Raw genomic sequence first — 20973 nt, 5'->3', positions numbered from 1 at the left:
CCCGCTTGTGCGCATGTTTCCGTGATTGTCGACAAGTCCCCGGCGTAATTGATCCCCGGAAATACCGCTGAATACGGATACTCCGCGGAATCAGGGCACAGCCACCGCGGGAACCGGTGGCGGCGCCGACGGCTCCGGCAGGGTCGCAGGGGGTGCGGAGGTCCGGCTGAACCGCGCGACCCCGCGTGCCAGGTCGTGCCCGACCGCCACCGCCTCGATCTCGGCCGCCGTGTAGCGGCGGCCGTCGCGCTCGTCCTCACGGATCTTCAGCCGCCCCTGCACCACCAGCGGTTCGCCGAGCCCCACCGACTCCTTGACGTGCCCCGCCAGCGTGCGCCAGGCGCGCACCGTGTAGAAACTGGTCGCGCCGTCCGTCCACGACCCGCGCTCGGAGTCCCACCGGCGCGCGGTCGTCGCCAGCCGGAACCGGGTGACCCCCACGCCCGTCGCGGTGGTGTACATCTCGGGCTCCGTCGCCACGTTCCCCACGACGGTCACCAAGGTCTCGTTCATTGCACGGTCCTCACTTTCCACAGCATCCCGCGGTGGGACGTCCTGAGAACATCGTGCCTCAAATTCGGACGGTCAAGGAAAGACCATCTCGAATCTGTGGATAACCTCCCTGTTGTGGATAACCCGTCACTCGGACGAATGAGAATGGGAAGTCGCCGACCGGGAATCACGCGCGTGCGGCGCGCGCGGGGAAGTACCTGCGACCACCGCGAACTGCTCGCGCACCTCGCGGTAGCGCATCAGCTCGGCCGCGACGGGTTCGAGCACCCTGGCCCTGCCGCAGTCGGCGGCGGCGTCCCGCATCCGCCGCTCGGCGGCCTGGCCGTAGCGGCGGGCGGGACCGCGGGCCGCGACCCGGCAGCCGGCGGAGACCGCCGGGCCGCCGAGCCCGCCGGACGCGGCCATCACGACCGGCACCCACCAGCTCAGCTCGATCGAGCCGAAGGCGAGCGCGCTCAGGCACACCGCGCCCGCGACGGCCAGCGCCATCAGCAGCCACTGCACCACGTGGGCGGCCGACCACCAGCCGGGCCGCTCGGGGGACCCGGGCTCGGCGCGTTTCGCCGCGCTGTCCAGGGCGGCCGGCAGGCCCTCCCCGCCGCGCCGGGCGGCCTCGCGCACCGCCTGCCCCCAGGGGGCCGGAAGACCGCGGGCGGCGTCGGCGGCCAGCCCGCGCACCGCCTCACCGACCAGCGGCCGGGACGCCACGGGACCCGGGGCGCCGGCCCCGGCTCCCGGGCCGTTGCGCCGTACGGGTGAAGTCGGCGTCTCGCGCGCTGCGGGGGAACCGGCGCCCGCGGCGGTCCGTTCTCCTCTCAACCGCCCCCACGGTGTGCCGCACGCCGCACGGGCGGCAGCCGCCCACTCCCGTTCCGCCGACTGACCTGCACCGGCCGCTCCCACCGCGTCCGCCAGCCGGTCGACGAACTCCTCCCGCGCCGGGTCGGTCAGCCCGGCGCCGCCCTCTCCCACATAGAGCGGGTGCAGACGTCGCGCCGTGCGGTCCACGTCGGCAGCCAGCCGGCGGCCGGAGGCGGTCCGCTCAGCGACGATCTGGGCCAGCACCCCGCGCAGATCGGGCACGCCATGCCCGGTCAGCGCCGAGGCGGCGAGCACGACGGCGCCGGCGTCGCCGTGCTCCCCCACGGCGAGGCCGTCCTCGTCCAGCAGCCGGCGCAAGTCGTCGAGCACCAGGTCTGCCGAGTCCCCCGGCAGCCGGTCCACTTGGTTGAGCACCAGCACCGTCACATCGGCATGGCCGGAAAGGGGGCGCAGATACCGTTCGTGCAGCGCCGCATCGGCGTATTTCTCGGGGTCGAGCACCCAGACCACGACATCGACGAGCTGCAGCAGCCGGTCCACCTGCGCGCGGTGGCCGGGGGCGGCGGAGTCGTGGTCGGGCAGGTCGATCAGGACGAGCCCGTCCAGGCTCACCGTGTCGGCGGCGGCGCGCTCCGAGCACTCACCACCGAGGTCGTCAAGTCGTGAACCAGCCGGACACCCCTCGTCGCCGACCGGGATGCCGGCGGCGCCGCCGAAGCCGTCGGCGGCGGGCGCAGGCACGGGCACGGGCGCGGGCGCGGAATCCCGGGGATCGGCGCCGGCCGGGTGGGCGGTGCTGCCCGGCCGGACCGCACCGAGATCGTGCACCGCGTCGTGCAGCTCCTCGGCGCCAGGCAGGACGTCCGCGCCGCCGGATGCGCCGCGCTCGGCGCCGCCGGCCGGGGCGGGGATCCGGGCGTGCCGCCGGGTGTAGCGGTCCTGCGGGGCGATGCCGAGGCGGTCGAGCAGCCCCGCGGCCCGCTCGGGGGGCCAGGCGCAGGCGATCGGGCGGGCCGTGGTCGGCCGGCGCATGCCGGTCTCGGACAGCGGGAGTCCGGCCAGGGCGTTGAAGAGCGCGGACTTGCCGCTTCCGGTGGCACCGGCGAGGGCGACCACGGTGTGGTCCAGGGAGAGCCTGCGCCGCTCGCTGATGCGCTCCAGCAGCTCGCTCGTCTCGGCGAGGGCGTCGGGGCTGATCCGGGTCCTGGACAGGCCGAGCAGTTCGCCGAGCGCGTCCACCCGGGCGCTCAGCGGATCGGCTGCCGCACTCCCGGGAGCGGTTCCCGGCTGCCCCGCTCCCGGGGCGGGCACGGGCGCGGGGCCGTGGCCCGGCTGGGTGAAGGCGGTGGCGGGGCGCCCTCGTCCCGGCTGCCGGGCCGCGGCCGAGGGGTCGGCGGGGGGCGTCGTGCTCGTCGTGGACGTGGCGGTGTGGCGCACCGGGTCACCGCTCCTTCTGCAGTAGGGACAGGACGGAGATCAGCGACGCCTGCTGGCCTGCGGTGACGTCGAGGGCGTCGACGGGTGCGAGCCTGCGGTCGCGTTCGCCGTCGAGCAGTCCGGCGACGGCGTCGGCGAGGCGGTCGCGGGCGGCGTCGCGCATCCGCAGGGCCGCCTGGGCGCCGACGGTCTCGGCGAGCCGCTCCCCCGCGGTGCGCCCGCGCCGGCCGCCGAGCAGGGCGGTGGCCAGCAGGGCGGCGACGTCCTCCGGGTCGGCGGGCGGGCGTTCGGTGTCGCGGGCCGCCCGCAGTTGGGCGTAGGCGAGGTCGGTCACGGTGCGGCGCCAGCGGCGTACGCCCTTGTCGATCCGGGCGGCGACCGCCACGCGGTCCCGGTCGGGGCGGGATGCCGGGTCGCCGAGGAGTGCAGCGCCTGCCGGGTCGCGGGTCCAGACGTCGGCGATGCGCTCGTCGGCGGCGTCGGTCTCGGTGCGCAGCAGCGCCGCCAACTCCTCGGCGAGGGCGTGCTGCAGGGCCTCGGGGCCGCAGGCGGGGTAGCCCTGCCAGTGGGCCAGCGCCTCGCCGGCCAGGGGGGCGCCGGCCCGGACGGCGGTGTCGATGTGCTCGGCGGCCAGTTCGTAGGCGCCTTCTGCGGCGGCGGCCAGCCGCAGGGCCGCGGCGTGCTGGGCGGCGGAGGCCGCGGCGAGGGCGGGCAGCCGGCTGCGCAGCGAGTCCAGGACGCCCTCTGCGGTGCGGCGGGCGGCGTGCTGGCGGGCGGCGGGGTCCTGGGCGCAGTGCGTGAGCCATTCGCGCAGCCCGGCGACGGTCGTCTGCGGCAGCAGCCCGCCGCCGCCCGCGGACTCGGGCAGTTCCGGGACGGTGAAGCGCGGCACGTCGCCCAGGCCGGCCTTGGCCAGCAGGGCCGCGTAGTGCCGGCTGACGTCGTCGGCGATCTGGTGCGGCACGCGGTCGAGAACCGTGGCGAGCGTGACGTCGTACTCCTTGGCCGTGCGCAGCAGGTGCCAGGGCAGGGCGTCGGCGTAGCGGGAGGCGGTGGTGACCAGGATCCAGATGTCGGCCGCGCAGATCAGCTCGGCGGCGAGTTCGCGGTTGCCGCTGACCAGGGAGTCGATGTCCGGGGCGTCCAGCAGGGCGAGGCCGCGGGGCAGGGAGTCGTCGCACTCCAGCCGGAGTTCGGCCCGGGCGGGCTCGCTGCGGTCGGGTGCGTCGTCGTCGCCCCTGACCCGCTGGCGCACGGCCCAGGCCCGCGTCAGGCCGGGCAGCACGCGCGGGTCGGCGAACCACGCGCGGTCCTCTGGGTGGCAGACCAGCACCGGGGTGCGGGTGGTGGGTCGCAGCACACCGGATTCGCTGACACGACGGCTGATAAGTGAGTTGACAAGCGTCGACTTGCCCGCGCCCGTCGATCCGCCGACCACCGCGAGCAGGGGCGCCTCCGGGGCGGTGAGCCGGGGCACCAGGTAGTCGTCCAGCTGGGTCAGCAGTTCCTGGCGGGTCCGCTCGGCGCGCCCCGCTCCGGGCAGCGGGAAGGGGAAGCACGCGGCCTCGACGCGGTCGCGCAGCGCGGACAGCGCGTCGATCAACTCTGGCCGTACGTCCAAGATCGCCACGACGGCAGAATGCCCCATATTGGAGCATTTATGAAGCGCATTTCGGCTAATTAGCCCCATTCAGCCCGGATAACGCCCAACCGGCGGCGGCCCGCCGCGGCACCGCCAGGCGGACCGGGACCGCCGCGCAAGGCCCGCACAATGATCGCGCAATGATCACAACAAGGCCGCAGAACACCAAGGAACCGCTGGTCGAGGGTGTCGGATGATACGCAGGGGCCAGAACGAGCCACCGGCATAACGAGTGCACAACAGCAGTGTTGCGACCCGTCAAAAGCGATGCGACTTCAGCGCCTGCCTGCGATTATCGGACCGCTTCACCGAACCTCCACAACGTGTCACGCGAGTGAAGCAGACAGCAGCACGGACGCGGCGCCCTATCCTTGACCTCGGTACAGGTCACGGAACCAGCCAGGGGCGAAGACAGCCGCGACCACTGTCCGGCCCCCGTAGCTCAGCGGATAGAGCAGGCGCCTTCTAAGCGCTTGGCCGCAGGTTCGAGTCCTGCCGGGGGCGCTTCACTATCTGACCTGCGAAAACGTCGGATAGGCTCTCTCCCCAAAGCGCTGTGACTCACCCGTCCGATAGTTGGACAAGGTGAGTCGCCGACTCACTCTTGCCCAGCTCTCACAGAGAGAGCCACAGGCATGACACGGAGTCCTCTGCGTGCACAGCAGAGCACGAGCAAGAGCGCACGTCGTCTGACGTCCGTACCGTCCCCAGAGGCACGTGAGGACGCCGCTGCGTCTCGTGCTCACACGCTCAGCGACTACGCGACGCATCTCCGGGCCAGCAACAACAAGCGCGGCCGTCCGTACGCCGAGAAGACGGTCACCGCGTACACGAAGGCGGCACGCACTCTCGACCGCTGGATGACGGGGCTCGCCGACACGCCGGGCGAATCGTCGCAGCTCAGCGCGGCGGGTGTGGTACTCACCGACTTCATCCAGTGCGACGCCCCGGCCCTGAACGTCTTCTTCCGCGCCCACTACGACGGCGGAGACGGCGAGCGACAGGGCGGCACCCACACTCTCCAGCGGAACTTGCGCCCCTTCTTCAAATGGCTGGAAGTCGAATACGACCACGCGAACCCCTGGGACGACCCACGGCTACAGCGCTACGCGCACCCACAGGACGTACGTCCTCAGACCCTCTCCGAGGAGTTCATCCGTGATCTGCTCCAGGTCACGGGCGGGGGCAATCCTCGGGTCCGCGCATTCGAGAAGGTCAGGGACCACGCGATCATCCGGGTACTCACGGAGGGTCTGCGAGCCGAGGAACTTCTGTCCCTCCGACTCGACCACCTGCACCTGGCTGACGGGCTACTCGGCCCCGTGACCCCACTCAAGGAGGCACGCGCGTCGGGTGAGGGCAGGATCATCCCGCTCCAGCCCAAGACCGTCGTGGCGATCACGCGGTACCTGCGCGCACGAGAGAGCCACCCGCGAGCGAACCCGAACTCACCCAACTACTCGGACTGGTTGTGGCTCGGGACGCGAGGCAGGCCCCAGCTCACGTACTCGGGTCTGTACCGCCTGCTGAACCGTCGGGCGGCTGACGCCGGGTACGGCAACCCGGATAACCCCGAGTCACACAGCATCGTCCACCCGCACCAGTTCCGTCACACGATGGCCGATGACCTTCTGTCGGCTGGCGTCTCCGAGGGCGACGTGATGACCATCGCCGGATGGAAGGACCCGTCAATGCTCAGGCGGTACGCGGCCGACATGGCGACGACCCGAGCAGTGACCGCCGTGAAGCGGATGGGCGACCGCTACTGACGCGCAGCCGTCACGGACGGTAGATCGCCGGCTAAGCACTGGGTGACGACGGGGGGTGTGGAACGTCCCGATGGATGTCCCACACCCCCCTCGTTCTCACGCGGAGCTAATCCGCTTGGGCCTTACGGCACTCCTGGCTGACCACCTGGTATGTGGACTGAACGCCCAACTGATCGATCTCGGCTTGGGCGGCGTCTCGCTCGGCCTGCGGCAGGGTCTCGTCCTGGACGACGACCATCTTCTCCATGGCTGCCTGCCAGTCGGTGAGCGCGTTGGACAGCCGGTTCCAGCGGCCATCGTCACGCGCGGCGCTGGCGACGCGGTTGGCTATGTCGTCGTACTGATCGGCCGTGTCCGCCCAGTCGTCGGACGTCCACGTGGTGTCCGAGGAGTCGGACTCCTTGCTCTTGCCGTCCTCGTAGCCCATCTCCGTGCACGCGGCTTGCACATCGGCCAGGGCGGTGTCAGTGCTGGATGTGCACGCAGCCAACGCCAAGCCCGCCATCAGGGTCACGCCAAGTCTTCGCGGACGCACCAAGATCACCCCACCCTTTGCAGCGCGCTCCCCAGCACGCTTGCGGCACTACGCCGCATTTTCTGCGAGGAGGGTAGCGGCAGACCGTGTTTGCACCCCTACTCGTCGCCCTTCACGAACGAGCCTTGCCCGAGCACGGTGTAGAGCCGTCCTTCCTCGCGGAGGGCGGCCACAGCTTTCTGCACCGTGGACGGGGCTACGTCCATCTCGGCGGCCAGCTCGTTCACGGCGGGGAAGCGCTCGCCAGCCGGATACTGCCCAGCATCGAGGCGTCGGCGCAGTTCCGCCGCTACCTGGGGCCATACCGGCTTGCTGCGGTCAAGATCCATGGCTCTTAGCGTCCGCGTATCTGCGTGATCACGCGACCGCGTATACGCGAATGCGCGTATGCTCGATGGCGCAGGACCTCGACAGCACGACCAGCACCGCCCCAACGGAAGACCCCCGCGACTGCGCGAACAGTCCGGGGGCATGGCCGATCACCCAAGGAGTGACCGACGTGCGAAGCCTACTGGCCCTGATCCTCTCGTGGCTCATGCCATCGACCGGCAAGCGCCGCGCTACCCCGCCCACGCCGACACCGCACCTGACGGACGAGCCGACACGACGGCTGACGATCACGCGCGCAGCGGTGGGTGTGGAACTCCCCTCACACCGCTCCCCTCGTCCACCCGCGTATCTGCGAGGCGAGGACACCCCGCTCATCCGGCCGTATCTCGTCGCCCACGAGCGAGAGCAGGAGCGGCGGCGACAGCGGGACCGGCGCACCGCTGCCGCTCTCGCAACCCTCGGCATCGACTTCCCGACCCTCAGCCTCGACATCCACGGAGTGACGGCATGAGCGCCCAGCCCGAGACCAACCCGGTCCCTTCGCATCTCCGTCTCCTGCCGTGGACCGAGGAAGGCAAGCCCGCGTACCTCTCGACCCGCAACACGGAGACGTTCCTGTCCCGTCTCGCCGACCGGGTCGAGGAGCAGCAGATCGAGACGGCCGCCGTGGTCCTGGGCCTGGCCAAGCCGATGGTTGAGGACAGCGCGAACCTCGCGGCCAGTGAGCTCCGCTGGGTCGCTCGGCGGTTGATCGAGAGCCTGACCGAGCTCCTGACCATCGCGGAGTCACGAGGCCAGCGCATCCCGCCGTACGAGGGCGGGGAGAGCGAGGAGTAGTCACCACACCCCCGAGCCCAGTAGAGAAGCCCGGCCACTCATGACGAGTGCCGGGCTTCTCTACTGGGTTGGCCGCGGTCGCGAGGCAGATCCTTGCAGCTCAGCGGAGCTGGTCCTTCTTCACGATCGTTTGGCACTGGGAGCACTTCAACTGGTTGGTGGTGTACGGCTGAAGCGTGTTCCTGTCACAGACCGGACACTTGTGACCCTTCGGCACGGCACTTCCTCTCGCGGGGTGCGCTCGCACCAGAAGCGAGCAGCCGAGGCCTCATGGTGGTCTGATTTTTTGATTGCGTCAACGCAGTGGGTCTGACCTGCTGGTTTAGAACTAATGGTCGGACGGGGCCTCAACTTGACGCCCACACACCAACGTTACGAACAGCCGACGATTGACCACGGAAAGCCGTCTCGCCCCTTCGGACTGCTCGCGTGCTCTTGGGAGTGTCGTCCTGCCAGCAAGACAACGACCCACGAAGGAGCACGACATGACCCGCGAGCGCTTCTCCCACGCGAACTGCGCACACCCCTCCACGAAGGCGGGACGCGCCGCGTGCCGTAAGGCTCTCCGCGCCGCTGCTGAGCCTGTTGTCGCCGCGTCGAAGGCACCGACCGCAGGCACTGCCAAGGCGACGCCCGCGAAGAAGGCCGCGACCGCCGCTAAGCCCGCTGCCGCTCCGGCCGCGAAGAAGTCGCCCACCCGAGCGACCCCCGCGAAGAAGGCAACGCCCGCTCCCGCGAAGGCTGTCGAGCCGAAGGCCGACGACGCCGCGAAGTAATCCAGCGCCAGCAGAGAAGCCCGGCACCCGTGAGAGTGACCGGGCTTTCTCGTGGTCTCGTGAGTTCACTGTCTCGTGAGTGCGAGCGAACGTCACGCGCTCTCTTGTGCGTTAGGGCGACAGAATCGCGTCTCTCGGCTCCCAGCAGAGCAAGCGCGATAGAAGAGACGCACTCGACAACCGATCTCGTTAGACGCACTCTCAGCGATTCCGCCCCGCAATTCAGACATCGTGGCTGGTCAGCGTATGCCGGCGCGCACTCGACACGGGGCGGTGTGGAACATATCCGGGCTGTACCACACCACCCCGACAGGGTTGGCGGGTAATTCGATGCCGCGCTTGGAAAGGCGCCCACGCTGTCACTTCGTGCCAGCTTGCTCTATCCACTGAGCTACGGGGGCCGGTCAATAAATCCGCGTCGGATAGGCGGAATTCGACGCCATATACGATTCCTTGCCGTTTTGTCAAGAGTATGTCATTCTCGAATTACCGATGAATGGTTCAAGTCTGAGGTATGAAGGGAGGAAAGCATGGCTGGCGATAAGCCGCTGGGAGCGGGAACACTGACACCCGCCGAGCTGGACAAGGAAGCCGACAAGGTTTACCGACTGTTCAAGCGAGGCAATAGCAGGCAGGCCATTGGCCGCGCTCTCGGAATGTCCACGGATGTGGTCGAACGGCGACTCTCCCGGGCTCGGAAGAACCTGGGTGAGGATTCCCTCGCCGACATGCGTACGGATCGTGAATCGAGCCTGGCCGACATGATCCGTGAGTCCTACCGCAACCTCGACAAGGCCGAGACGGTTGCCGAGAAGAACGCGGTTATCCGTACCATCGCGGACCTGAATATGAAGGTCGCCAAGCTCCTCGGTCTGGAGATGCCTGCCAAGGTGACTCTTGAGATGGAGAAGGCTCTAGAGCTCCTCCACCTCCAGCCCGATCCGGTATGGGGAGACGGTGATCTTTAATGCCCCTCAGGTCAGCCCGGATTCTCCGGCAACGCGCTGAGGCTGGCGTCCAGGTGTGCACTGCCCACGGCCCCGCCTGCAAGAAGCACCCGGACCGAGGTAATCCCGATTCCATCGTGACTCGGGCGGACTTGGAACTAGCCGAGATGGCCCGGAGAGGTCGTGAACGGCTGGGCATTCCTGCCCCAGAACCCGAGTCCTGTAAGACGCGGAAGCTGTCGGACGACGAGCTCCGCAAGCGCACGAGATACGCGGACGCGGTTCGTGACGCGCAGAAAAGGAAGCAACTCCCGCCCTCGTGGTTCAAGTTCGACCCCGAGCTAGCGGAGCAGATCCGTTGGGGTCGAGCCGAGCAGGCAAGGGAGCTCCACACCCAAGACGTACGCGAGGGCTACGGCGACGCCGTGCCGGAGTTCGAGGAGATGGAATGACCGACAACAGGGCGGCACAGATCCTGGCCCAGATGCGCGGCAACGTGTCGAACGAGACGCGGAACCTGGACGAGATGCCGGACTCCACCAGCGTCAAGATCATGCGCGCCATGCGTGGCCGGACGGACTACAGCAGCGTCCACGAGGACAACGCCAAGGGTCAGCAGCAGCACGAGCGGGACGTCCGTGCCCGTGCTCGTGCGCTCGCCAGTCAGAACGTGCCGCACCCGGAGGCGACGGCCCGTGAGCAGATCCGGCGAGAGGCACAGCAGAGCGCGGAGACCGAGCGTCGGCACCAGGTCTTCGAGGCCATGAGCCAGTCGTCCGAGCGTGACCGCGAGCGGGCGAAGTGGGAGGCCCGAGCCAACCGGCCGCTTCGTGCGAACCGTGCCCCCGAGCCCGGAGCGCCGTACGTCACGCCCGACGGTGACGGCGTCGGACAGCGCCGCGACCGCACGGCCGAGCGTCTGATGGCGCAGTACCACGGAGCCGACGCGACCGTCTGGAACGAGTACGAGAAGGAGCAGCACCAGGACCGCCGAGCGGAGGCGGACGCCGCCCTGGTGGCCAAGCTGCAAGCCATCACCGGCGCGCACCGCTGAACCAGCGCTCCGCCTGACCCCTGTCCCACACCAGCCAGCAAACCAACGCCGAGGAGGCAAAGCTAATGGCTGCCATTCCCCTGAACACCACCGAGCTGGAGACCGTCATCGAGGCGGGCATCCGTGACCGCTCGGTCGCCCTGGATCTCCTGAACCTGCTCCGCGCCGCGAACGGCAAGGAGTCGCTTCCGGACCGCTCGCACGCGACGACCCACGGCCCCGACGTGACCCGCCCGGCACTCGCCGGCATTCAGGCCGACCTGGCCGTCTGAGACCGGCTGGCGTGGGAGCGGTCCACGGAGTGGGTAAGCAGGGCCCTCCTTCGCTCGCGTGGTGTATCCACCTCTCCCACGCCAGCCTCTAAGCCGGTTGGTGCGAGGGGATTCATAAATCCCTCTGTCCGCCCCTCGCACCAGCCTTGAACTCCCGACTCCTCCCCTTGGCCGGTCGGGGACTCCCGGACGTGAGCCCCCGGGAACACGAGCGGGGGGTGTGGTACGCGGGTCTGCCCTCGGACCTGTGCCACACCCCCCGTTCTGCATATCCGAATCCGTGGAACGGGAGTGCGGTCATGAGTCGGGCCAGGAGTGAGACCTACATAGCGACCCGTAGGGTTCTTTACAAGCCCGAGCTAAAGCCTCAGATCGTGGCATTCATCCGGGAGAAGGAAGCCGCCCATTCCTCTGACATCGGGCGAGAGTTCTTCAACGGGGATGGACACCAGACACGGCGCTACCTTTCCGCGCTGAAGTCTGAGGGGCAGATCACGAGCACCCGCCGGGGTAAGTACCTCTGGTGGTCATTGGCTGGTGTGGAAGTCACCGAGGCCGAGCTAGCCGCCCGCACTCCCAAGCCAGTTGGCCGCCCTGGCCCGCGCCTCACGGAGGAGCAGAGGCAAGCCAAGCTGGAACGACGAGCGAGGAAAGCGCGGGAGAAGCGGCAGGAGGAACGAGCAAAGCGGCCCACTCCCGCCAAGCCTCGGTCTCAGAAGCGAGACCGACATGTCCACTGCATCCACGAGAACACCAGGGCCGAACAGACGGAGTGCCGTAGGGCTAAGCGTAAGGCCGAGCGGAAAGAGGAACGCGCAAAGCTCCGACCCGCCCGTGTAACTCGGACCCTGGAAGAGCAGCGGGCCGCGAAGAACGAGCGAAACCGGCTGCGTTATGCAGCGCGAAAGCTCAGGGCGTCAGAAGAGAAGCTGGCCGACGAGATCTCGCTAGCCATGACTGAGCAGTGGCTGACCCAGGTCGAAATGCACTGCGCCGCCGCCGAGGAAGAGGTCGGCGAATACAACCCAATGGATGGGATCAGAGAGCGGAACGCGGAGCGGCGCAAGGAGACGCGTGAACGACTGGAAGCCGAGGGCAAGCTCTACGGATGGCGGACTCATGTCGGCTTTGACCGGATGGGCCATGGCCCTACGGTCTACCAGTTGGCTCGCTATATCCACGCGCGGATGAAGAATGACCGGGAGCATAAGGGTTGGTACCGGTTCACCTACGAGTGGGTGAATTCCCACTATCCACATCTCCTGGCCAACTACCGGGATCTCGTGGAGGATTCCTTGGAACTCCTCGTGATCCAGGGCAAGATCGAGCGGCTGGACATGCCCGTCAAGGCGGCAGTGTCGGGGGTGTGATGCGTGATTAAGCCTGACCCTGAACTCTTGCGGCGCATCCTCGCCCATGTCCGGGAGCGGGGGAATACCAATCGTGACGTGGTAGCCCGGCTATTCTTTGCTGGCGACATCCGCCGCGTGTATCCCTATATGAACCAGCTCACGGCAGAGCGCCACGTGTTCCCCCTCGCCAATGGCAAGACTGCTACGGCGTGGATTGCCTGTTCCGACAACGAGGAAGACTCGGAAGAGGAGCCGGAAGAGAGTGCCCCGGCCACGGAGCCAGAACCTGCCCGACCGAAGGCGCGTGACTTTGCCGACGGCGAGGTTTACGAGGTCGCCCTAAAGACGATCCGTGACGTCTACGGATACACGCAGGTTAAGCAGTTCCGGAACATGTTGCGCAGCCACACGAGACGGCATCCTGAGTTCCGCCTCTCATTCCAGAGGACTCCGCGCGGGGTCAAGTTCTGCCTAGGCATTCCCCCGCTCAGGTGGTCGACCGGCTCTCAGCCAGGTCATGGCGGCTGGCGACCTAGAAGCGGCTGGAATTCTTGAGCCCCTGAATCGCTCTGTGCGCCGCTAGGGCGCTCTCGCGTCTCGTGCGTCTCTCTCTGTCGGCGAGCACTGCTCAGCGCCGTACAGGCGCTTCTGGGTGCCCTAACGCGTGCTCTGTGTCGAGTCACGACACGTACGCGCGCCGAGCTGCCGACACGTGTTCCACACCGCCCCGTGCGTCGCTCTCGATGCCGACGCCTGCGCAGTGACAGAAAAACTGTCATCTGTAGGTAGCTCTCATACGCGTTTAGCGACTTGCTCCAGATGACAGAAAATCTGTCATCTCTGCTGGCTGCGCGTCGGTGCGCGTCACGCGAGACGGGGCGGTGTGGCACATATCACTCGACGCCCTGACCTGCGCAGCTAACGATCGTTAACGACCACGTGACACTTTCTCGATTACGGACGGTCACGGTCGAGACTTGCCAACGCGTACGCGGCTCGCTTCAATTCCGCCTCAGAGGCACCTCAAAAGCGTGATCGAAACGTTATCCATGCCGTTCATTCTGTCATTAGCCACGCCTTTTTCACACATCGTAAAGTCGATGTTGTAAGCGTGAATTGCGCAGAAAGGAGGAGCCGACTATGGCGCAGCAGGTGGAAAAGTCCCGCCTCGCAGGCAAGCAGTCCAAGTACCCGTTCTGGGACTGGGCGGATGGGAATGTCTGGGAAGCCAGGCGCGGCGAGGATTTTGACGTGGAGCCCCGAGCATTCCTGGCCGCCGCCCGTGCCTACGCGAAGAAGAACGACCTCCGGCTTCGGCACAAGGTCGAGGACCAGAAGGTTGCCGTGTTCCAGTTCCTCCCCGTCATGAATGGGGTGGGGCAGTGAGCGGTGTGAGTGAATTCCTCGTCCAGGCCACCAAGGACCCACGAGTGATGACGCGACTCCAGGACGAGCTGGACATCCTCGACGAGGCCCAGCGGGCGCGAATGCGCCACCTGATGGCAATGGGAGGGCACGCGTTCATTGCGGCCGATGTGAGCGACCTCGAAGGCGAAGAGGCGTATGCAATCGCGGAAGTGGACCACGCCTAACCGCCATCAACAACCACCGGGAACCGAGGGAGGAAATGGACGACATGAGCCATGCAGAACCCAGAGCACCAGCGGAGCAAGTGCCCGAAGTGTGGTGCGGGGCGCGGCGAACCCTGCGTCACGCGTAACGGTCGGATCGCCGAGAGGGTCCACTACGGCCGCCCGTACTGGTCGGCGAAGGTGGGCAAGCCGCGCAAGTACCAGCGAGCGTAAACCGAGGAAAGCCCCGTGCTGGGCGCAATTCAGCACGGGGCTTTCCAGGGAATGAACCACAGGCACGAGAAAGGAAAGGAACCATTCGTGAGCGTAGCACTCTCGAATTCCGCACGCGAAGGAATGATGCGGCAGTCCCTCACGGCTCTTTACGGCGAGGACTACCAGACCCTTCGCTTTACCGTCGTGGTCGCTGAGCGGCTGGACGACGGCACCGATAACGGCAAGCTGGACTGGGCAGGGCGCATGACCTACTGCCTCCGCCTGACGGACGAGAACGTTGCCAAGATCGTCCGCGTGTCCGACCGCGACGGCATGGAGGTCTTCTTCACCCCGGTGCCTCGCAGCGCCAAGGGTGACCCGTCGGCAGAGAACGCCGGCGTGCCTCGCACCATCTACGCCGACGTGGACAAGAGCGCCCTACCGGCTCGTACGCTCGCCTGGCTGCGACGGCAGGGAGCCTGCCTCGTGCGCTCGGGCGGTGTGGTACTGACCGAGTCCGGCAGGGAAGTCCCGCGCTACCACGTGCACTTGCCGCTGGACGTCACCCGTTCCACACCCGCCCATCACGAGGTCGAGCAACTGAACCAGGCGTTGTCCAAGCGGCTCGGAGGCGACAGCAAGACCAGCGTGGGCGTGATCCTGCGCCTGCCTGGCACGCGGAACTGGAAGCCGGTCAACCGCGACGCGGACGGCATCGGTCGTCTCGTGTCTGTCGAGACGTACGCGAGTCAGCGTGTGAGCGTCCCTGACGCTGTCTCAGCGCTCCGTACGGAGCTTCTGGATGCGAGCGAGTATCAGCGTGCGTCTGTCGCCGTAGAGAGCGCCGTGAGCGCCGCTGAGACGTTCAAGAAGTACGGGGCCGCTCGGCCGCTTCTCCGCAAGGCCAACCAGATGTTCGAGGCCGGGAACCACGGGAGGCGGCACACACTCGCCGCCGGTCTCGTCAGGGACCTGCGGAAGAGGGGGATCACCGAAGCCGAGGCGCTGGGTGTGGTGCTGGGTCTCGGCGTCGAGGACAGCCCGACTCCTGGATGCCTGGCCGCCCTGGACAAGTGGACGCCTGCGCAGATCGCCAACGACGTGGCGCGGGTGTACGCGAAGGCGGAGCGCGAGGCCGCGACCCAGAGCCGGAGTGATGGGAGCGGCGACGAAGGCGGCGGGGGCAACGGCGGAGAGCGAACCGAGGGAGATGGAACCCGAGGAGAGAGGAACGGCCCGCTCGGGCAAGCAGGCCGTTCCGATGAGTCCTCACCTACGCGGCAAAACGAGAAAGGACGCTCACTCGTGGACGAGACTAGCGCGATATCTGCGGCTCCCGACTCGCGGTTTGGGACCGCGTATTGGGACCAGCAGCAGAAGCGGTTGGACATCACCGCCGAGGTTCGGCACGTCCACTTCGCCGAGTTCGTGGCCGACCAGTGCGGGCGTGAGCTGAGGCATGTTCAGGGCGTCGGCTGGTTCAAGTGGAACGGGCGGTACTGGGAGGCGACCGGCGACCTTCGAGCCGCCTACCAGGCTGTGACGGACGCGTCGGGCGCTCTCATCCGTCGCGCTGCCGACAACCCTTCGGATCTCGCGTGGTGCGTGCCTGCGTCCAACAAGATGTTGGTCAACGACGTGCGCCGGAAGATCGTGGCGGAGATGGCCGTGCTGCCCCAGCTCCACGCGACCGTGGATGAGATGGACGCGAAGCGGTACCTCCTGACGTTCCGCAACGGCACGGTGGATCTCCGCACGGGTGAGCTTGTGCCACACCGCCCCGAGCACATGCTGACCCAGTGCACCCAGGTCGACTACGTGCCGGATGCCGAGTGCCCGCGCTGGCTGCGCTTCGTGGAAGAGATCTTCCCCGGCGACGAGGAGCTCCAGCGGTACTACCAAACGTGGATCGGCATGTCCGTGACCGGCGAGGTCAAGGATCACGTCCTGGGCGTCTGGTACGGCGACTTTGGGCGCAACGGCAAGGGCGTGACGGTGCGCACGCTCCAGAAGGTGTTCGGCCCCCGGATCATCCGTGAGGTGCCGTTCTCCATGTTCGAGAACGTGAGGGGACAGCAGCCGCACACGGAGCTGGTGGCGGGTCTGCGGGGCGCTCGGATGGTCGTCGCGCAGGAGGGCAACGAGGGCACCCCGATGAACACCGCGCTCCTCAAGAACTTCAGCGGTGGGGACCGGATCAGCACGCGGCACCTGCACGGCAAGCAATTCGACTTTGAGCCCACGTTCACGCTGGTCCTCGTGACCAACAACCTGCCCCAGTTCTCGGCGGGTGGTGCCGCTCTGTGGGCGCGCACCAAGGCCATCCACTTCGGGGTGTCGTTCGCTGGCCGTACTGACCCTGAGCTGGAGCCGACGATCCAGGGTCCGGAGGCTGAGGGCGTCGCCGCGTGGGTCGTGCGCGGAGCCGTGCGCTTCTACCAGAAGGGCCTGAAGGACGCTGAGAGCGTCGTCAAGGCCACGGAGCACCACAAGGAGCGAGTGGACCCGCTTCGGCTCCTTATCGGCGACCTGTTCGAGTTCTCGGAGGGTCACCGCGTCCTGCGCTCGGAGTTCAACGCCCAGTTGAAGAAGTGGCGGGGCCACAACGAGGTGAAGGCGGGTCTATACACGCCCAGTTGGGTGAAGGACAAGCTCCTGTCTACGGGGAACGTGACGGAGGGCCGCAGCGGCAAGCTGGGCGCGGTGCTCATCGGCATCCGGCTCACGCCGCAGTACGGCGGGGTCCTAGCTCGTGAGTTCGAGGTGATCGCCGTCCCTGCTGAGGAAGCGGAGGAGCTCCAGGAACTGTGACGTGATCCCCTTGGAGACGGCGGGCACTGGGCGGGTGAGTGCTCGCCGTTTCGTTTGGCGCGTGGCTACTTGCGAGTACCGTACCGTGACAAAAAAACTGTCATCTGTAGGTTGTTCTCATACGCGTATAAGACCGACCTACAGGTGATAAAAAATCTGTCACTACATAGGAACTCGTGAGTAACTTACGAGCGGGTGACACTGAGAGTGGGCGACTGTGGGCAGCCACAGAGACGCGGGCAGAGGGTGAGCGTCGCTCTTCGGCGGCGTGTGGGACAGAGGTCAGGGATTAGAGGATTGGTCCGTCTCGCGGGTGTGTGCGAGTGGGGGTGGGTGTATCCCCCCGGACGGAGCCCACGGGAGCCAGGCAAGCGCTCGATGGGAACGGCATTCTGGCCGCTCGTTTCAGGGTGCCCGTACCCACGTCTCCGCAGCTAAGCACCTGCTCCAGCGGGTACATGGTCAGGTGCTTAGCAGTGCCAACACTCGATTGACCGGGTCTATCCACCGCTCTAAGCTCGGCGTTTGTCACAGCAACGCGGGGTTGAGGTCAAGCCGCCTTCTAAGCGCTTGGCCGCAGGTTCGAGTCCTGCCGGGGGCGCCGCCACGCGGCCGACGACCGATACGGATGTCGGCCGCCGCTGTCGGGGTCGACCGTCTGCCGACCGCCGCCGAAATCACGGGTCGGCTGGAATGTAGCGGCAGCCACGTAGCGACGACGTAAGGACCGCCCGGCTCCGGCGGCACGCACCCCGCCGCACCCGGCTCCGTGCCCCCCATGCCCCGTCCGGCATTTCTTACGGAGCCCGGACGGTGAGGCGAAATGACCGTTTCGTCGCAACGGTGGCATGATGCGCGAGTTAGCGTGACGAGCAGTCCGGCCGCCGATCTCCGTGCCGTCAACTCCGTTGTGCCACAGACGAGTTGAGGGCTGCCTCGGCATGCCGGCAGCCCTGACAGCCTTCTGACCTGCACGAGGAGATCCGCATGCCGTCCATCGCCCGCAGGACCCGCCCGGGTCGTACCCGCCGCACGACCCGCGCCGCCGCCATCGGCGCCGCGGTGGCCGCCGCGGCCGTCATGGCCGCCCCCGCGGCCGGCGCGGCCGCACCGCAGCACGCCACCGTGCGCGACAGCGCCCCGGTGTTCGTCCAGAGCGACAACCCCACGGCGAACACCGTGGTCGCCTACCACCGCAACCGCGACGGCTCGCTCGGCGGCCACGAGGTCTACCCGACCGGCGGCCGGGGCGGTGTACTCGACGGCTCGGTCGTGGACCACCTCGCCTCGCAGGGCTCGCTCACCTACGACCGCGACCGCCACCTGCTCTACGCGGTCAACGCCGGCAGCGACAGCGTGACCGTCTTCGCCGTCCACGGCGACCGGCTGGAGCGCCTCCAGGTCCTCCCCTCCGGCGGCGACTTCCCGGTCAGCGTGACCGCGCACGGCGACCAGGTGTACGTACTGAACGCCCGCAGCGGCGGCTCGGTCCAGGGCTATGTCTGGATCGGCAGCCGGCTGGTGCAGGCCCCGGGCCGGCACCGCGAGCTGCACCTGACCGAAGCCTCCCCGGAGTTCACCCACACCCCCGGCCAGGTCGGCTTCACGCCGGACGGTTCGAATCTGGTCGTCACCACCAAGGCGGCGGACAACAGCATCGAGGTCTTCCCGCTCGACTCCGCCGGCGCGCCCGCCGCCCGCCCGGTGGTCACCCCGACCCCCGACGCGGTGCCGTTCGGCTTCACCTTCGACCAAGCGGGGCGGCTCCAGGTCACCTACGCCGGGCCGAACGCGGTGGCCACCTTCACCGTCCACCGGGACGGCACCCTGCACCAGGTCGGCCAGGTGGCCACCGGGCAGATGGCGACCTGCTGGATCGTCGCGACCGGCGACCACCTCTATGCCTCCAACGCGGGCAGCGCGACCCTGTCGGGCTACCGGGTCGAGCCGCACGGCCCGCTCACCCCGCTGGGCACCACCCCGACCGACGGCGGCACGGTGGACGCCGCCGCCTCCTCCGACGGCCGCACCGTCTACGTGCAGACCGGCGCGCAGGGCATCGTGGACGAATTCCGGGTCGGCCACGGGGGCTCGCTCACCCCGATCGGCTCGGTCACCGTGCCGGGCGCGGTCGGCGGCGAAGGCATCGCCGCGGGCTGAACCACCCCGCTGCGCGGGCCGCCCGAACAATGGCCGGCAACCCGCCGGGGGCCGGCCGAGAACCGAATCGGCCGAGTCCTCTGCGCTGAATGGCCCCCACCGCCCGAGAAGATACGTGTACTGCACCTGCAGCCTCGCCACCCCCGCTCGCCACACTGGTCGGCGAGGGTGGCGAGGTTTTGCGGAAGTCGTACGAGTCTCTTATGGGGTTGTGAGATGGTGTGCGCCGTAGTCACCCTCTGCCTGACCGCAGGTAAGCGACCCGAAAAGAGACGGCCGCCCGGCAGTCGGGTCGCGGCCATGGGGTAGTTTGCTCTCTCCGCGTGCTATCGATGCGAGGATCGTTTGCGTATGGATTCCACACTCCCCGGGGCCACGTCGGCCGCGTCGGCGGCGCGGCGGCGCAGGCGGCTGAACCACCGGATCAGGGAAGGGCTGCGCGATCTGAGCGTCCAGTTGGCGCTGCTGAACCACCAGATCGGTATGCATCTCGATCTGCGGGACACCGATCTCGAATGCCTGGACCTGATCAGCCGCTACGGGCCGATCGGCCCTACCGCCCTGGCCAAGCGCGCCGGCATGCACCCGGCCACCCTCACCGGCGTGCTCGACCGGCTGGAGCGCGGCAACTGGGTGGTCCGCACGCCCAATCCGACCGACCGCCGCGCCGTACTGGTGCAGGTGGTCAAGGAGCGCGCCGCCGAGGTGACATATCTGCTGTCCGGCCTGAACACCGCGGTCGACGGGATCTGCGCCGAGTACGACGACGACGAACTCGTGCTGATCGCCGACTTCCTGCTGCGAACAGCACGCGCCGGGCGGATCGCGACCGACGAACTGGCCGACAGCTGACGCACCCGTCCGGCGGCGGCCGGCGGTGATGTCACACTTCTGCGAGGCCCCTCATCTCAGTTGACAAGTGCGTCAACGAGGAGGCCGCGTATGTCCGACGACCCCGCCGAGCTGCCGGTCGACACGGCCACGAGGGTCTTCGCCGTCCACCGCGAACTGCTGTTCTCCGTGGTGTACAGCATGACCGGCAGCGTGTCGGACACCGAGGACGTACTCCAGGACACCTGGCTGGCCTGGGTGGACGGCGAGGGCGGCGACGTGCGGGCCGGCTCCGACCTGTGCGCGCGGCTGCTGCGGATCGCGGTCGGCCGCGGGCTCGCCCGGCAGACCGCGATCCGCAGCAGCCGCGCGGCCTACGTCGGCCTCTGGCTGCCGGAGCCGCTCGTCACCGGCCCGGGGCCGGAAGCCCCCGCCGCTCTGCCCGCGGACACCGACGGCAGCGCCTGGCCGGGGCTGCGGAGCGAGTCGGCGCCGATGGCGCTGATGGTGGTCCTGGAGACGCTGCCGCCGCTGGAGCGGGCGGTCTTCGTCCTGAACGAGGTCTTCGGCTACCCCTACGCCGAGATCGGCCAGATCCTGGGGCGCCACCCGGGCACGGTCCGCCAGCTCGCGCACCAGGCACGCGAGCACGTCCAGGCACGCCGCCCGCACTATCCCGCGGACCCGCAGGTCCAGCAGCGGCTGACCGAGCGCTTCATCGCCGCTGCGATGGCCGGTGACATGGCCGCGCTGCTGGAACTGCTCGCGCCGGACGTGACGATGTGGACGGACGGCGGCGGCAAGGTCCGCTCGGCGCTGCGGCCGGTCGCCGGGCGGGAGCGGGTCGCCCGGTCCCTCAGCGGCTATGCGGCATCGCACTCCCCGCACGGGCTCGACGTGCACTACCGGCATGTCAACGGCGACCCGTCGGCGGTCGTCTTCGACGGCGACTCCCCCTACGCCGTACTGGTGATGGACCTGAGCGCCCCCGGCGACCAGGTCACCGGCATCTACCTGGTCACCAACCCCGACAAGCTCTCCCGCGTCGTCCCGCCCCCGAGCCCGGACACCGACCAGGGCCGCTGACCTCAGGCCGCT

22 protein-coding genes and 1 tRNA gene are annotated in these 20973 nt (G+C 68.2%); 18 read left to right on the top strand and 5 right to left on the bottom strand.

What is annotated here, in order from left to right; genetic code table 11:
• Window positions 1–90: 90 nt before the first annotated feature.
• The 3 genes from JT723_RS01010 to JT723_RS01000 all read right to left on the bottom strand — a co-directional run bounded on the left by JT723_RS01010 (window position 91) and on the right by JT723_RS01000 (window position 4402).
• The gene (locus tag JT723_RS01010; protein ID WP_205042395.1) at window positions 91–513 is read right to left on the bottom strand and encodes a single-stranded DNA-binding protein; all 423 of its coding nucleotides are present in this window, start codon (window positions 511–513) and stop codon (window positions 91–93) included.
• Between the two features lie 126 nt (window positions 514–639).
• A complete protein-coding gene (locus JT723_RS01005) occupies window positions 640–2487 on the bottom strand; it encodes an ATP-binding protein (RefSeq protein ID WP_417281773.1) in 1848 nt (615 codons plus the stop codon).
• Between the two features lie 289 nt (window positions 2488–2776).
• A complete protein-coding gene (locus JT723_RS01000) occupies window positions 2777–4402 on the bottom strand; it encodes a dynamin family protein (protein ID WP_205042393.1) in 1626 nt (541 codons plus the stop codon).
• 443 nt (window positions 4403–4845) lie between these two features.
• Here JT723_RS01000 and JT723_RS00995 point away from each other — a divergent pair.
• Together JT723_RS00995 and JT723_RS00990 are read left to right on the top strand one after the other, a co-directional pair.
• Window positions 4846–4918, top strand: a tRNA-Arg gene (locus JT723_RS00995).
• 356 nt (window positions 4919–5274) lie between these two features.
• Window positions 5275–6183 (top strand): tyrosine-type recombinase/integrase, encoded by a 909-nt coding sequence (locus tag JT723_RS00990; RefSeq protein ID WP_240164874.1) that lies wholly within the window; start codon window positions 5275–5277, stop codon window positions 6181–6183.
• A gap of 106 nt (window positions 6184–6289) precedes the next feature.
• On the opposite strand, the gene JT723_RS00985 is transcribed toward JT723_RS00990, so the two are convergent.
• Both JT723_RS00985 and JT723_RS00980 read right to left on the bottom strand, forming a co-directional pair.
• A complete protein-coding gene (locus JT723_RS00985) occupies window positions 6290–6697 on the bottom strand; it encodes a hypothetical protein (RefSeq protein WP_205042391.1) in 408 nt (135 codons plus the stop codon).
• 119 nt (window positions 6698–6816) lie between these two features.
• Window positions 6817–7047: a GntR family transcriptional regulator gene (locus JT723_RS00980; protein ID WP_205042390.1), complete on the bottom strand. Its 231-nt coding sequence runs from the start codon at window positions 7045–7047 to the stop codon at window positions 6817–6819.
• A 170-nt stretch (window positions 7048–7217) separates the two neighbouring features.
• On the opposite strand from JT723_RS00980, the gene JT723_RS00975 reads away from it, so the two are divergent.
• From JT723_RS00975 to JT723_RS00905, 16 genes are all read left to right on the top strand, one after another.
• The gene (locus JT723_RS00975) at window positions 7218–7559 is read left to right on the top strand and encodes a hypothetical protein (RefSeq protein ID WP_251512789.1); all 342 of its coding nucleotides are present in this window, start codon (window positions 7218–7220) and stop codon (window positions 7557–7559) included.
• Window positions 7556–7885, top strand: coding sequence for a hypothetical protein (locus JT723_RS00970; RefSeq protein ID WP_205042389.1), 330 nt, complete (start codon window positions 7556–7558; stop codon window positions 7883–7885). Before JT723_RS00975 ends, JT723_RS00970 begins: the two co-directional genes overlap by 4 nt.
• A 485-nt stretch (window positions 7886–8370) precedes the next feature.
• On the top strand, window positions 8371–8661 hold the full coding sequence (locus JT723_RS00965; protein WP_205042388.1) for a hypothetical protein: 291 nt from the start codon (window positions 8371–8373) through the stop codon (window positions 8659–8661).
• 530 nt (window positions 8662–9191) lie between these two features.
• Window positions 9192–9629, top strand: a complete 438-nt coding sequence (locus JT723_RS00960) for a hypothetical protein (protein WP_205042387.1) — start codon at window positions 9192–9194, stop codon at window positions 9627–9629.
• Window positions 9630–9760: 131 nt separating this feature from the next.
• Window positions 9761–10060 carry a hypothetical protein gene (locus JT723_RS00955; protein ID WP_205042386.1) on the top strand — a complete coding sequence of 100 codons (300 nt, stop codon included), beginning with the start codon at window positions 9761–9763 and terminating at the stop codon, window positions 10058–10060.
• A complete protein-coding gene (locus JT723_RS00950) occupies window positions 10057–10662 on the top strand; it encodes a hypothetical protein (RefSeq protein WP_205042385.1) in 606 nt (201 codons plus the stop codon). The genes JT723_RS00955 and JT723_RS00950 overlap by 4 nt, the downstream gene beginning before the upstream one ends.
• A 65-nt stretch (window positions 10663–10727) precedes the next feature.
• Window positions 10728–10934: a hypothetical protein gene (locus JT723_RS00945; RefSeq protein WP_205042384.1), complete on the top strand. Its 207-nt coding sequence runs from the start codon at window positions 10728–10730 to the stop codon at window positions 10932–10934.
• Between the two features lie 299 nt (window positions 10935–11233).
• Window positions 11234–12304, top strand: a complete 1071-nt coding sequence (locus tag JT723_RS00940) for a hypothetical protein (RefSeq protein WP_205042383.1) — start codon at window positions 11234–11236, stop codon at window positions 12302–12304.
• 3 nt (window positions 12305–12307) lie between these two features.
• On the top strand, window positions 12308–12841 hold the full coding sequence (locus tag JT723_RS00935; RefSeq protein ID WP_205042382.1) for a hypothetical protein: 534 nt from the start codon (window positions 12308–12310) through the stop codon (window positions 12839–12841).
• Between the two features lie 585 nt (window positions 12842–13426).
• Entirely contained in the window at window positions 13427–13672 is a 246-nt protein-coding gene (locus JT723_RS00930; protein ID WP_205042381.1) for a hypothetical protein, read from the top strand.
• Window positions 13673–13677: 5 nt separating this feature from the next.
• Window positions 13678–13878, top strand: coding sequence for a hypothetical protein (locus tag JT723_RS00925; RefSeq protein ID WP_205042380.1), 201 nt, complete (start codon window positions 13678–13680; stop codon window positions 13876–13878).
• Window positions 13879–13929: 51 nt separating this feature from the next.
• Window positions 13930–14091, top strand: coding sequence for a zinc finger domain-containing protein (locus JT723_RS36540; RefSeq protein ID WP_443607951.1), 162 nt, complete (start codon window positions 13930–13932; stop codon window positions 14089–14091).
• Window positions 14092–14178: 87 nt separating this feature from the next.
• The gene (locus JT723_RS00920; RefSeq protein WP_205042379.1) at window positions 14179–16884 is read left to right on the top strand and encodes a DNA primase family protein; all 2706 of its coding nucleotides are present in this window, start codon (window positions 14179–14181) and stop codon (window positions 16882–16884) included.
• Between the two features lie 987 nt (window positions 16885–17871).
• Window positions 17872–19044, top strand: coding sequence for a lactonase family protein (locus JT723_RS00915; RefSeq protein ID WP_205042378.1), 1173 nt, complete (start codon window positions 17872–17874; stop codon window positions 19042–19044).
• Between the two features lie 351 nt (window positions 19045–19395).
• Window positions 19396–19896, top strand: a complete 501-nt coding sequence (locus JT723_RS00910; protein ID WP_033172803.1) for a MarR family transcriptional regulator — start codon at window positions 19396–19398, stop codon at window positions 19894–19896.
• A gap of 90 nt (window positions 19897–19986) precedes the next feature.
• Window positions 19987–20961: a sigma factor-like helix-turn-helix DNA-binding protein gene (locus tag JT723_RS00905; protein WP_205042377.1), complete on the top strand. Its 975-nt coding sequence runs from the start codon at window positions 19987–19989 to the stop codon at window positions 20959–20961.
• Window positions 20962–20973 lie beyond the last annotated feature (12 nt).

The sequence above is a fragment of the Actinacidiphila bryophytorum genome (genome assembly GCF_016916835.1).
GTDB classification, from domain to species: Bacteria; Actinomycetota; Actinomycetes; order Streptomycetales; family Streptomycetaceae; genus Actinacidiphila; species Actinacidiphila bryophytorum.
The sequence above is the reverse complement of the archived record's forward strand: the minus strand, read 5'-3'. Positions and strand labels throughout refer to the sequence as shown.

Excerpts from the sequence above, each read along its gene's own strand:
- JT723_RS01010 (WP_205042395.1), bottom strand. The coding sequence starts at position 513 with ATGAACGAGACCTTGGTGACCGTCGTGGGGAACGTGGCGACGGAGCCC.
- JT723_RS00990 (WP_240164874.1), top strand. The coding sequence starts at position 5,275 with ATGACGGGGCTCGCCGACACGCCGGGCGAATCGTCGCAGCTCAGCGCG.
- JT723_RS00980 (WP_205042390.1), bottom strand. The coding sequence starts at position 7,047 with ATGGATCTTGACCGCAGCAAGCCGGTATGGCCCCAGGTAGCGGCGGAA.
- JT723_RS00970 (WP_205042389.1), top strand. The coding sequence starts at position 7,556 with ATGAGCGCCCAGCCCGAGACCAACCCGGTCCCTTCGCATCTCCGTCTC.
- JT723_RS00965 (WP_205042388.1), top strand. The coding sequence starts at position 8,371 with ATGACCCGCGAGCGCTTCTCCCACGCGAACTGCGCACACCCCTCCACG.
- JT723_RS00960 (WP_205042387.1), top strand. The coding sequence starts at position 9,192 with ATGGCTGGCGATAAGCCGCTGGGAGCGGGAACACTGACACCCGCCGAG.
- JT723_RS00950 (WP_205042385.1), top strand. The coding sequence starts at position 10,057 with ATGACCGACAACAGGGCGGCACAGATCCTGGCCCAGATGCGCGGCAAC.
- JT723_RS00945 (WP_205042384.1), top strand. The coding sequence starts at position 10,728 with ATGGCTGCCATTCCCCTGAACACCACCGAGCTGGAGACCGTCATCGAG.
- JT723_RS00940 (WP_205042383.1), top strand. The coding sequence starts at position 11,234 with ATGAGTCGGGCCAGGAGTGAGACCTACATAGCGACCCGTAGGGTTCTT.
- JT723_RS00930 (WP_205042381.1), top strand. The coding sequence starts at position 13,427 with ATGGCGCAGCAGGTGGAAAAGTCCCGCCTCGCAGGCAAGCAGTCCAAG.
- JT723_RS36540 (WP_443607951.1), top strand. The coding sequence starts at position 13,930 with ATGCAGAACCCAGAGCACCAGCGGAGCAAGTGCCCGAAGTGTGGTGCG.
- JT723_RS00915 (WP_205042378.1), top strand. The coding sequence starts at position 17,872 with ATGCCGTCCATCGCCCGCAGGACCCGCCCGGGTCGTACCCGCCGCACG.
- JT723_RS00910 (WP_033172803.1), top strand. The coding sequence starts at position 19,396 with ATGGATTCCACACTCCCCGGGGCCACGTCGGCCGCGTCGGCGGCGCGG.
- JT723_RS00905 (WP_205042377.1), top strand. The coding sequence starts at position 19,987 with ATGTCCGACGACCCCGCCGAGCTGCCGGTCGACACGGCCACGAGGGTC.